Source organism: Pseudomonas salmasensis (assembly GCF_014268375.2).
GTDB classification, from domain to species: domain Bacteria; phylum Pseudomonadota; class Gammaproteobacteria; order Pseudomonadales; family Pseudomonadaceae; genus Aquipseudomonas; species Aquipseudomonas salmasensis.
In genome coordinates this window covers 2057779-2069776 of sequence record NZ_CP077083.1, presented here as the reverse complement: position 1 = coordinate 2069776, position 11998 = coordinate 2057779, and the positions used below count along the sequence as shown (strand labels likewise).

Genomic DNA, 11998 nt, shown 5'->3' with positions numbered 1-11998 from the left:
TTAGACTGGTGCGGTGTTATCGGCAGATAGCGCTCACACTCAGTCAAACAGAGGGCACTTCATGATCGGACCAGTTTCTGCAGGTGGATGGGCGACAGGCCTGCTTCAGGAGCTTTCAAACCCTGTGCAAGGCTTCAAAAGTGCCTGCCAGATGTCAGTGGAGATGGGCCAAGGAGGCGGCGTCACCTCAGAGACATTATTGAAGGACTCGCTCAAGAAAATTGCCAATATTGATCGCGGGCTACAGGGCGGCAATGCATTCTTGGAAACCAACCCGGATGCCCTCAGTGAGGCGAAGGCCCGCGATAAGGAGCGTGCCGATGGCCGTGTGCGCGGGCATTTACATGGCGTGCCGATAGCGCTGAAGGATGTCTTTGAAACCAACGACCGCATGCAGACCAGCGCAGGCTCAACGGCCTTGGTGGGTGCGCCGGCCACTAAAAATGCCAAGGTCGTCGATAATTTGCTGAAAGCCGGAGTGGTGATTGTAGGCAAAACCAATATGAGTGAGCTGTCCAACTTTCGCTCACTATCACCTGCCGATGGCTGGAGCTCCCGAGGTGGCCAGACGTTGAACCCTCATCGACTTGGCGGGCCGGTGGCAGGCTCCAGTTCTGGCTCGGCAGTAGCTGTAGCGCAAGGGCATGTGCCTGTGGCGTTAGGGCTGGAAACCAACGGTTCTATCATCAGCCCCGCAGCCTACAACGGTGTGTTTGGCCTGAAAACCACGACGGGCCTGGTCAGCACCGAAGGCGTCATGACCAGCACCCGCATGGATGCGGTAGGGACCTTCACCCGCAATATCTGTGATGCGGCAGAAGCGCTTAACGCAATGACCGAGACGACTGCCTACACCAAAGGCCTGCGCTCCGATGCCTTGAAGGGCAAGCGAATTGGCTACACCCCTTTACCTCAGTTGTCCGCTGAGGAGGCCAAGGACCCGGCCAAGCGGGCAGACCGCAATCACTATGAGGCGGCGCTGGAAGTGATGAAGGCCCAGGGGGCGATTCTGGTGCCCTTGGAACGGTTGGACGCTGGTGTCCCCGATGAAGCCTATGAGGGTTATAACGAGGCAATGTTCTCGGAGGTCAAGCAACAACTGGAAGACTATTTGGCTGGGCGGGAAGGTTTGCCCGTCAAGTCACTTTCTGAGCTGATTGCTTTTATCAAGCGTACGCAGAAACCTGGTGAGCCTGACCAGAAATTGCTGGAAATGATCAATGACCTAGAGACCACCCCGGAAAAACGCGAGGCGTTGTGGGAAGCGATCCTTCCCGTATTTCAGAAAACCGTTGATGACCCCATAAAGGAGCACAACCTCGACGCCATGGTGTCGAACTTTCTGTCCCACAACTATTTTTACAGTGCTGCGGCCGGGTACCCAGGTATATCCGTTCCGTCAGGCATGGACGAGGAAGGTATGCCCACGGCACTTTACGTGTATGGCTCCGGCAACAGTGAAGCCACCTTACTGGCAGTCGCCTATGGTTATGAACACGCCTCGCAGGCCATTCAAAAACCGGCTTTTCTCCCGGGTATTCCTTCTACGCAAATATCAGCCAGTGCAGATAAAACGGTTGAGGCCACCAACGGCTGAATTTGAGTCAGCCTCTGCTGATTGCCACTGTTGAACCCATCAATTGAGAGATGAGGCCTTGCACAGCAGGTTGCGCCGCCGGGGTATCGAACCGGCGCGCACTCATCCCCCACCCCGGCGCGAACCCCGGAAAAAACACCAGCCCTTCGGCCTCCAGGCGAAACGCCAGGATCAAACGGGTTTCATCGTCCACGTCGCCGTGGCCTTCCAGTTGCTCAATTGCTTGCACCGCCACGCCAGCCTGGCGAGCCAGCTCTTCGCGGCTCCAGCCCAGCATGACGCGCGCCTGCGCGCAGTGTTTGGCGGTGAATTGATGCAGGACGATCTGCTGTTCTACGAAAGAACTCATTGCCAGAGAGGGCATGGGGTTTCTCCAGGTTCGACAGGGGAGGTGCAACTATACTGTGTTTTTGTACAGTTGTTTCTACCGCTCATCCACTGGCGTTGCAACCCTTACGATTCCAGCCGTGGCGCCTCACGAATAATCAGGTGGTCCAGGTTCTCGATTTTGGCGCTGAATACCCCGAACGTTTGCTCGGGGTTTTTCTTGCTGGGCACCTGCACAAGCTGCGGTGTGACCCCATAGAAAAAGCAATACAGTGGCCGTTCACTGCTGGCTGCCGCCTTGATCTGCTCCAGGAAGGCCGTGCGCTTGCGGTAGTTTTCGATGAGCTTTTTGCTCAGGTAGACGTTCACCGAATAAGGCTTCTTGTCGAGCCACACCTTCTTTTCGAAGTCGATGCGAAAGCTGCTGGTGTAGTCCTTGATGGCTTTGATCTTGCCCCAGTAAATCAAACCCTGGTTGTCTTGCAGGTATTCGATCTTCTTGAAGAATGCCCAGTAGGTCGCCGTGTGCTCACCGATTTTCAAGGGCATGGCCTTAAGCTTGTCCTTATCATCGATGTTGGACACGTAGCACTCCACCGGGTGTGCGAACACGCTGGTTTTGTCTGGGGTTGTGTCACTGTTGCCAGAGGATGTCGTAGCACGGTTTGCGGGCGCTTTCGTCGGTTTCTGCAGGGCGCTTCCATCGGTGCCGACTATCGACGTTTTAGGCGCGTACAGTCGACGCGTCAGCACAAATTCTGATGGGAAACTTTCCTCACGCTCGTCGTCGTTTTCACCCGTCGCCGACTTGTGGCTGCCTGCGTAGCGGCAGCCGTCGATATGCCGCGTGCCGGGTTTGTTCTTGAAGTGCGGCGTGCGCTGGTAGTTGACGTTCGTGGCGTTGAAGGTGCTCAACGCATTGGTGCTATCGAAGGCGGCGCGGCAGGCGTCGTTGGGGCACAGGAAGCTGTCCTTGTCTGAATCGAAGCCGGTGGTTTCGTCGAAATTCAGGTCTCGCACGTCGTAGATCGACAGCTTGTCGTCGAGACTCAGGCTGTAGGCCGTGTCGAATTTCATGGGGCTCGGGTCCGTCAGAGGTTTGGCTATTAATAGCCGGATCTTGGGTAAATATCAGCAAGAACCTGCCACACGGCGCCCGCTCAAGAAACACAAGGTGCCGCCTATGGCAGTAAGTGCGGCCAGGGCAAAGAACATGCTGGTGGGTGCCGCGTTGATCAGCAGGTAGCCACAAATCACCGGACTCATGGCCCCGCCAAACGCGGCCAGGTTCTGGGCACCGTAGTAACTGCCCCGTAGCGCATCCGGCGCAATGGTGTCGATAAACAGAAATTCCGAGGGGTAGATGATCATCTCGCCCAAGGTGAACACGAACATCGCCAGGCACCAGCTCAGCAGACTGTTCGCCTGGCTGAAGCCGACCAGCCCGGCAATAAACAGCAGGGTGCCCAGCACGATCCAATGGCGCAGTTGCTCGCGCTTGAGGAATCGACCGATTTGGTACTGCATCAAAATCACGGTGATCGCGTTACAGGCCAGCACCGCCGACAGAATTTTCAGTGCCTGGTCGGGTGTGTAGGCCACTAGCAAAAACTGCGACAGATACAGGGTGTAGCGCCCATGGACGATGGTGCTCAACAGGCTGCCGCTGGTGAACAGGATCAACGTGCGGTCGTTGCGCAAGGTGCGCAGGGTGCTGAGAAAACTCTGGGGTTTATGACTGTCGTCCCGTTGGGTCGGCGCAATACCGATCATCAGGAACAGGCTGCCAAAGGCAATGGCACTGGCAATCAGGAACGGCGCCCACGGCAGTTGGCCAGCAATCAATACGCCCAGCATCGGGCCCGTTGCATAGCCGACATTGGTCAGGGTGTAGCGCAGGGAAAACACCTTGGCGCGCTCACCCACCGGGAGGTTCTCGCTGATGATCGCCTTGGAGCCGATCAGGAACAGCGCCGACGCGGCTTCAGTGATCACCAGGGTCAGGGTGGTGAGGTAGAGGTTGCTGGCAAAGGTCAGCAACAAAAAACCGATGGAGCTGGAGAGCATAGCCAGGATCAGCAGCTTGCGCTTTTCCAGGCGGTCGATGATGTAGCCGCCGTACAACCCCAGGAGCGTGGCGATGAACACCGCGATCCCCATCAGCAGGCCGATGTCCTGCTGGTTGAGGCCCAGGCGTGTGCTCAGCCAGAGGGCCAGCAACGGGCTGGTCATGGCGCGGCTGACCACGATGGTCACCGAGCAGATCATCAGGCGACGGATTACCAGGGAGTAGGTGGCCACGGTGGGGCGAGCGTCCTTGTTATATTTTCACGACAGCACAATTTAAATGTGAACACCGATCCAATGTGGGAGCTGGCTTGCCTGCGATAGCGGTGGGCCAGTTTGCATCGTCATTGGCTGGTCTACCGCTATCGCAGGCAAGCCAGCTCCCACAGGTTTTGCGGTGTTTACTGGCCTGCGTTTATGCTGATCTTCTCGACCGCCCCCTGCTCCAGATCCCACTTCTTCAGGATCTTGGCGTACGTCCCATCATCAATCATGCCCTGCAACGCCTCACTGATCGCAGTGACCAACTCGGTATTGCTCTTCTCAATCCCAAGCCCGGTGAACTGCTTGGAAATGGCCAGGCCCACCGGCTTGTACTTGCCCTTGTCCAGCGACATCAAATAAGGAATGGTCTCGCTGCCCTGCATCGCCGCATCCAGGCGGTTCTGCTGCAACTGCGCGCGGGCATCCGCCGAGCCTTCGGTGCCGATCACCACGATCGCCGGCTTACCCGCCGCTTCGCAGTGTGCCTTGCTCCAGGCGGTAATTTCCGACGGCCAGGTGGTGCGGCGGCTGGTGCCGACTTTTTTACCGCACAGGTCGGTCAATTCCTTGATCTCTTCGCGCTTGGCCAAGGTGTACAGCTGCGGGCCGCTGGTGAAGTAGTCGATGAAGGTCACGGCTTTCTGGCGCTCGGCGGTGTCGGTCATGCCCGACAGCACGATGTCCACACGCTTGGTGGTCAAGCCGCTGAGCATCTGCTCGAAGCCGGTTTCCTGCCATTTGATTTTCACGCCCAGGCGCTCGGCGAGGGCGTTGCCCAGGTCGAAGTCAAAACCGGTGAGCTGGTTGGTGGCCGGGTCCTTGAAGTCCATCGGCGGGTAGTTCGGCACGATGGCCGCGCTGATCTCACCCTTGTCCTTGATGGCTTGCGGCAAGGCTGCGAATGCACACGAGGAGGCCATCAGGCCTGCAAGCAAGGAAGGGATAAATATCTTTTTCATGGGGGCGTTCTCGTTAGTTTTTTAGTTAAGTGCGAACGGCAGAAATAAAGCTTTGGGTACGCGGGTTTTGTGGGCTTATTAGAATGTCTTCGGGGCTGCCGGCTTCCACAATCTGGCCGGCGTCCATAAACACCATGCGGTTGGACACTTCGCGAGCGAAGCCCAATTCATGGGTGACCACGATCATGGTCATGCCGGTGGTGGCCAAATCGCGCATCACCGACAGCACTTCGCCTACCAGCTCTGGGTCGAGGGCTGACGTGGGTTCGTCAAACAGCATCAACTTGGGACGCATCGCCAAGGCCCGGGCGATTGCCACACGCTGTTGCTGGCCACCGGACAATTCCACCGGGTAGGCATTGCGCTTGTCCGCCAGGCCAACGCGGGCCAGCAATTCCAGCGCATCTTCGATGGCTTCCTTGGGCGAGCGCTTGAGCACCTGGCACGGGCCTTCGATGATGTTTTGCAACACGGTCATGTGCGGGAACAAATTGAAGCGCTGGAACACCATGCCGGTGGCCAGGCGCTGGCGGGCGATCTGCGCTTCGTTCATTTCGTGCAGCTTGTTGCCGACCACCCGGTAACCGACCAGTTCGCCATCGACCCACAGGCCGCCCTTGTCGATTTTTTCCAGCTGGTTGACGCAACGCAGCAGGGTACTTTTGCCCGAGCCGGACGGGCCGATGATGCACATCACCTCGCCTTGCTCGACCTCGATATTGATGTCACGCAGGGCGTGATACTGGTCGTAATACTTGTTCAGGTTGACGGCCTTGACGATGCTTCTCATGGGGCAAATCTCCTCAACCCAGACTTACGAACGCTTGCCGGCGCCGCGGGCAAAACGACGCTCGAGGCGGCTTTGACCAAATGAAAGAACAGTCACCACCGCCAGGTACCAGATGCCCGCCACAATCAGCAGCTCCATCACCCGGGCGTTGGCGTAGTAGATGTTTTGCGCGTTGTGCAGCAGCTCCGAGTACTGGATCACACTGGCCAGGCTGGTCATTTTCACCATGCTGATGAACTCGTTGCCGACCGGCGGGATGATCACGCGCATGGCCTGCGGCAGAATGATCCTGCGCAGCGCCTGCAGGCTCGGCATGCCGATGGACTTGGCCGCCTCGTACTGGCCTGTGTCCACCGACAGCAAGCCAGCCCGCACCACCTCGGCGGTGTAGGCGCCCTGGTTGATGCTCAAGCCGAGCAGGGCGGCCACGAAGGGCGTCATCAGGTCGACGGTGTCGATGCTGAACAGGCCCGGAATCGCGATCACCGGGAAGATCAACGCCAAGTTGAACCACAGCAGCAACTGCAAAATCAGCGGTGTACCGCGAAACAGCCAGGTGTAGGTGATGGCCACGTAACGCAGGATCGGGTTGGCCGACATGCGCATGATCGCCGTGATCACCCCGATCACCACGCCCAATGCCATCGCCAGGATCGACATGACGATGGTGTTCACCAGGCCCCACAGGATGGCTTGCGATGTGAGGAACTGGCCAATGTAGGACCATTCGATCTGGCCATTGGCAAACGCGCGCAACAGCGCCGCCAACACAATCACGATCAGGGTGGCAAAAAACATCCGCCCGTAATACCGCCGCGGCACATGCTCGTACTGCGTGATATCGAACTGGTTCTCGGACAACTTGCGCTCGGCTTCCAAGCGCTTGGCCGGGGTTTGGTTCATGGCTCTACTCCAAATGCTGTACACAACCGCCCACTGTAGGAGCGAGCTTGCTCGCGAGAATCGTCAACGCTAACGCGGGAACCCTGACACCCCGCATTATTTTCGGGTTCTTCGCGAGCAAGCTCGCTCCTACAAAGTGAGCGCGTTCAAATTCTAAAACCGGTGTAGGTGTCGGCCCATTGCTGCTGAGCGACCAGTGCAATCTTCAACCGCCCAATCTGCTCCTTCACCCGCTCCGGCGCCGTGCCACCCCAGCCACTGCGCGCCGCAATCGCCGCCTCCAGGGTCAGGCAACCGCGCACGTCCGGGGTGAGCCGCCCATCCACCTCGGCCAACATCGCCGGCGAGGCTTGCCACAACTCAATCTCATGCTGCTCACAAGCCTGCACCAGCGCGCCGGTTATTTCATGGGCCTCCTTGAACGGTACCCCACGGGTGGCCAACCAATCCGCCACCTCCGTCGCCAAGGTAAAACCCATCGGTGCCTGGCGCCGCAACTCCTCTACCTGCACCTTCATGGTCGCCACCATGCCGGCCATCGCCGGCAACACCAGCAGCAAGGTGTCCACGCTGTCCAACACGCTGTGTTTGTCTTCACTCAAATCGCGGTTGTACGACAGCGGCAACGACTTGAGCGTCGACATCAACCCGGTCAGGTTGCCGATCAAACGTCCGGCCTTGCCCCGCGCCAGTTCGGCAATGTCCGGGTTCTTTTTCTGCGGCATGATCGAACTGCCAGTGGCGTAGGCATCGTCCAACACCACCCAGCGAAACTGGCGCGACGACCACAGGCAAAACTCCTCCGACAGTCGCGAAATATTCACCCCGAGCATGCCCGCCACAAACAGGAACTCCGCCACATGGTCACGGCTGGCGACAGCGTCGATGGAGTTTTCGCAGGGCCCGGTGTAGCCCATTTCCTTGGCTGAGTGTTCTGGCTGACGCGCTATCGCGGAACCTGCCATGGCTGCCGCGCCTAATGGCGACAGCGCCGTACGCGCATCCCAATCCACCAGGCGCTGCACATCGCGCAGCATCGACTGTGCGTGAGCCAACAAGTGATGGGCAAACACAATGGGTTGCGCCTGCTGCAAATGGGTAAAGCCCGGGCAGATGCTCTCTACATGTTGCTCGGCCTGTTCAACCAACGCCTGCTGCAAGCCCAACACCTCGGTGGCGATGCTGCGCGCATGGTCACGCAGGAACAGGCGCAGATCGTTGGCCGTCTGGTCATTGCGCGAGCGCCCGGCGCGCAACTTGCCGCCAAGGGCGCCCAGGCGCTCGGTCAATACGCGTTCGATAAAGGTGTGTACGTCCTCGTCATCCAGGGTGGGATGCAAGCGGCCGGCGGCGAAATCCTCACCGATACGGTCCAGGGCTTCGAGGGTGCGTAGGGTTTCTGACTCATCCAGCAAACCGGCGCGCTGCAACTCGCGGGCATGGGCGCGGGAGCCGGCCAGGTCGTAGGGCGTCAGGCGAAAATAACGCTCAGGGCAACGCGACAACGCGGCCAACGCCGCAGACGGACCGGTCTTGAAACGAGCGCCCCAAAGGCGGTCGGTGGGCTGGGACATGGGTGTTCCTCACGCTTGTTTTTAGAAGAGTCGGAGGCAGTTTCAACAGAAGTTTATCGGTGTAGAACCGGCATCTGACGCGCCGTATTCAAGGTTGCCAAGGGCGGATGTTTATGTTCATTATCGCCGCCTGGCTATGTTCAAGGATTGGGTTCAAGCCTGTTGAATATGGCACTCGAGGTCAACGCGCATTATGGAAACCCCACTTTCCACTTCTGGAAACCTGCCGCCAAAACCCGGCACCCGAGCACCGCTGCAATTGAGCGGGTTGGACTTTAAATTGCTGCGGGTATTTATGGCCGTGGTCGAAGCCGGCGGCTTCAGTGCTGCGCAAAACGAGTTGAACGTGGGCCTGGCCGCCATCAGCAAACAGATCTCTGACCTGGAGATTCGCATCGGCATGCGCCTGTGCACACGGGGCCGCGAAGGGTTCGGGCTGACCGAAGAAGGCAAGTTGGTGTATCAGGCCTCCATCGAGTTATTTACCTCGGTGGACAGTTTTCGCGACAAGCTTAGTTCGGCGCAGAATGAACTCATCGGCGACCTGAGTGTGGGCGTTATTGATAACACCGTCTCCGACGTTAATTCCCCACTGATTACCGCCCTGGGCAACTTACATCGCCAATCGCCAAAAATAAGATTGCGCCTACACGCCTCGCAATTGGACGAAGTTGAACGCGGCGTCGTGGAAGGGCGCCTGGTCGCCGGCATCGTCCCGGTGTACCAACGCCGTGAAGAATTCGATTACTTCCCACTCTACGAAGAAAAGGCCCACGCCTACTGCGCTGTAGGGCATCCACTGTTCACCGCCAGCGACATCACCCCCGATGCCCTTCGCCAATACGAAGTGGTGAACCATCGGTATGCGATCCATCGCGACAAGGCCAACTTCGTCAACCACGACAGCCAGTCCGCCTCGGCCTCACAAGTGGAAGCCGTCGCCATCCTGATCCTCACCGGCCGCTTCCTGGGCTTTCTGCCAGAACACTACGCCACGCCACTGGTAGGGGAAGGACGCCTGCGCGCACTGTGCCCGGAGCAGGTACAGCTGAGCACCGCGTTCAACTTGATCCTGCGCCACAACGCCCCGAGAAGCCCGATGGTAAAAGCTTTCGCCACAGCACTGGGTGTAGACCTGAAGACGCCGGCCTAAGCCTCAACAAAGCTCAAATGTGGGAGCTGTCGAGCCCCAGCGAGGCTGCGATGGGATCGCCTCGGTTCACCCGCCAACCCCGCCCACCCGCATCACCGCTGCACTCGAGCCCGCTTTTTCTTCTTCGCATGAAAATGCCGAAAATGCGCATCCTGCGCCGCCGCCAGCAATTCCCGATCCCCACGCGTATCGCCCCAGGCCCTGAGCCGATACTCCCCCAGGTCCCCATACACCGCCTCAAGCCGCAGCACCTTGTTCTCACAACGGCAATTATTCCCGGTGAGCTTGCCGGTTAGCACCCCATCTACCACCTCAAGCTCAGTGCCGATCAAGCGGATGCCAAGCCGGTCGGCAAACGGCTGCAACACCAACGCCGGCGACGCCGAACACAGCGTCACCACCGCCCCGGACTTCACCTCATCCGCCACCGACTGCAACCCGCTCGGGCGCATCAGCTTGCTCCAGCGCGCCTGACAATATTCCTGCGCTTGCTGCTCAACCCAAGCCTTCTTCACCCCGGTCATAAAGGTGCGAATCAACTGCGCCTTCAACTCATCCCGGCTGATCTGCCGCACCAAAAACCGCAGCCCCGGCACCGCCAGCTTGACCATCCGGCCATAAAACTCACCGGTGCCGAAGGCAAACTTGAGGAAGGGCACGAAACTGTCGTGGTGGGTGAGGGTGCCGTCGAAGTCAAAGACGGAAAGTACTTTGGCGTCTGCGGGGCCGGCTTCGAGCATGTCTGGGTTCACGGGTGGTCCTTATCAGGTAGGGCGGTTTCATAGCGTTGTGACTGGCGCTTGCCTGTCGGGGTTCAGGTTGACGGTTCAGCCTGGTCGCTGCGGGTCAGCCTCTGCGCTCTTCTGTGTGCGTGCGACGGTCCATGCGTTTATGGCGATACGAGTTTACTACCCCTGAGCCCGGAGTGGGGTTTCTGAGGTTCCGGCACGTTCACTCGAGGGCGAGTGCAGGTAGTTCTTACAAGTGTTTTGGCTGACTGATCGGAGTGTGGGTTAAATTTCCTACATACCGCTCGTACCACTTAAAGCGAACTTTCCGATATTTCCTATTTGCAATTTTTCGTATGGTAAATGCCAAAAACAACAAGGCGTTAATCCCATGGCAAACCACGGCTACATGACCATCAACGGCAAATCCCAAGGTCTCATTTCTGCAAAATGTTCGACTCACGACTCTATAGGCAACAAGTGGCAAGAGGGGCACTGCGACGAGATAATGGTGCTGTCCTTCCACCATAATATGGCCAACAGGGGCAACGTCAGGGCGTCGAGCCATGGGCCGATTGCCATTACCAAAAATATCGACAAATCGTCACCCTTGCTGGCGGTAGCGCTTTCCAACAGGGAAGAGCTCAACTGCGTCATCAATTTTTACCGTATCGCCCCATCTGGCTGGCATGAAAAGTACTACAGCGTGGATATTAGAGGCTGCATCATCACCGACCTCACCGTCGACGTACCACATTCTATTTTGCATATCGATGCAGAGGCACAAGAGCATGTTGCGCTTAGATATCGCGAGATAATCTGGACTCACCATAAGGCGGGTACAAGTGGATTCAGTACTTGGGAGACAGGTCGGTGAATAAAAAAGATAGAAAACAGCAGCCCACATTTCACGATATCTGGGTGGTTAGTCAGGCTGCGGCGTATCTGACTAACCAGGCTTGTACCATCAGTGCTCGGAATATTAACGATGGGGTTGTTCGGTTACAGTTCAATCGGGAGGTGGCTTATTATGCGCGGAGTATTGTTAGGGATGTTGAGGAAGGCAGGAAAACTATTGATCAGGGATTGAAAGAAATAAAGCAAGAACAAGAAAGCCTCATAAACCAATCTCTGGAGGTGGGGAGAAAAGGCATCGGAGTTATCGCGGGCGCGCTCCAGTTTGCGACGGGAGCGGGAATTTGCTACGCCTCAGTCGGTACGCTGTGTTTGCTGGCGGGCATCCCGATCATGGCACACGGTGCTAATAACATGTACGAAAATGGTAGGAACCTGATCGAGGGGCATTCCGATACGGTTGGGCCGGTCAGAGAGGGATATCGCGGCACTGCAGAGTCTCTAGGGTATAGCGAAAGTGGAGGTGATTTAGTCTACGGTGGGACAGATATGATTATGTCTTTTTACAGTCTGCGTAGACTTGTATTGAAGCCGGATGCTTGGCGGTTGTTCAGATATATACGATCAGATAAAGAAAGGGCTTACAAAAAAATGGGGAGGTTTCCATTAGGTGTTGAGATGTATATCGATTATGAGACAGGGAAGCAGGTGTATAAGGGGGTGGTAGATTGATTGTGTTCTATGTTTTGGTGTTTGTGGTTTTTGGCGTGGTCGGTGCGTA

Annotated in this window: 12 protein-coding genes; 4 read left to right on the top strand and 8 right to left on the bottom strand. The window is 57.5% G+C overall.

All coding sequences use genetic code 11. The annotated features are described in order from the left end of the window. The first annotated feature begins 61 nt into the window (after positions 1-61). A complete protein-coding gene (locus tag HU731_RS09080) occupies positions 62-1597 on the top strand; it encodes an amidase family protein (protein ID WP_225931640.1) in 1536 nt (511 codons plus the stop codon). A 7-nt stretch (positions 1598-1604) separates the two neighbouring features. Here HU731_RS09080 and HU731_RS09075 read toward each other — a convergent pair whose 3' ends face one another. The 7 genes from HU731_RS09075 to argH form a co-directional block, all read right to left on the bottom strand. Beyond that, positions 1605-1961 (bottom strand): helix-turn-helix domain-containing protein, encoded by a 357-nt coding sequence (locus HU731_RS09075; protein ID WP_186608588.1) that lies wholly within the window; start codon positions 1959-1961, stop codon positions 1605-1607. A gap of 89 nt (positions 1962-2050) precedes the next feature. Continuing rightward, positions 2051-3001 (bottom strand): hypothetical protein, encoded by a 951-nt coding sequence (locus tag HU731_RS09070; RefSeq protein WP_186608587.1) that lies wholly within the window; start codon positions 2999-3001, stop codon positions 2051-2053. A 54-nt stretch (positions 3002-3055) separates the two neighbouring features. Then, a complete protein-coding gene (locus HU731_RS09065) occupies positions 3056-4225 on the bottom strand; it encodes an MFS transporter (RefSeq protein WP_032895621.1) in 1170 nt (389 codons plus the stop codon). Positions 4226-4392: 167 nt separating this feature from the next. Next, positions 4393-5214 carry an ABC transporter substrate-binding protein gene (locus HU731_RS09060; RefSeq protein ID WP_186608586.1) on the bottom strand — a complete coding sequence of 274 codons (822 nt, stop codon included), beginning with the start codon at positions 5212-5214 and terminating at the stop codon, positions 4393-4395. 25 nt (positions 5215-5239) lie between these two features. After that, on the bottom strand, positions 5240-6004 hold the full coding sequence (locus HU731_RS09055) for an amino acid ABC transporter ATP-binding protein (RefSeq protein ID WP_003193648.1): 765 nt from the start codon (positions 6002-6004) through the stop codon (positions 5240-5242). Between the two features lie 24 nt (positions 6005-6028). Further along, on the bottom strand, positions 6029-6907 hold the full coding sequence (locus HU731_RS09050) for an amino acid ABC transporter permease (RefSeq protein ID WP_186608585.1): 879 nt from the start codon (positions 6905-6907) through the stop codon (positions 6029-6031). Between the two features lie 146 nt (positions 6908-7053). Next, on the bottom strand, positions 7054-8481 hold the full coding sequence (gene argH / locus HU731_RS09045; RefSeq protein WP_186608584.1) for an argininosuccinate lyase: 1428 nt from the start codon (positions 8479-8481) through the stop codon (positions 7054-7056). Between the two features lie 193 nt (positions 8482-8674). On the opposite strand from argH, the gene HU731_RS09040 reads away from it, so the two are divergent. Beyond that, positions 8675-9634, top strand: coding sequence for a LysR family transcriptional regulator (locus HU731_RS09040; RefSeq protein WP_186608583.1), 960 nt, complete (start codon positions 8675-8677; stop codon positions 9632-9634). 92 nt (positions 9635-9726) lie between these two features. Here HU731_RS09040 and HU731_RS09035 read toward each other — a convergent pair whose 3' ends face one another. Further along, positions 9727-10374, bottom strand: a complete 648-nt coding sequence (locus HU731_RS09035; protein WP_069558625.1) for an HAD-IB family hydrolase — start codon at positions 10372-10374, stop codon at positions 9727-9729. 379 nt (positions 10375-10753) lie between these two features. On the opposite strand from HU731_RS09035, the gene HU731_RS09030 reads away from it, so the two are divergent. Together HU731_RS09030 and HU731_RS09025 are read left to right on the top strand one after the other, a co-directional pair. Continuing rightward, positions 10754-11239, top strand: a complete 486-nt coding sequence (locus HU731_RS09030; RefSeq protein ID WP_186608582.1) for an Hcp family type VI secretion system effector — start codon at positions 10754-10756, stop codon at positions 11237-11239. After that, complete coding sequence (locus tag HU731_RS09025; RefSeq protein WP_186608581.1) at positions 11236-11949, top strand: DUF4225 domain-containing protein; 714 nt, start codon at positions 11236-11238, stop codon at positions 11947-11949. The genes HU731_RS09030 and HU731_RS09025 overlap by 4 nt, the downstream gene beginning before the upstream one ends. Positions 11950-11998: the final 49 nt, after the last annotated feature.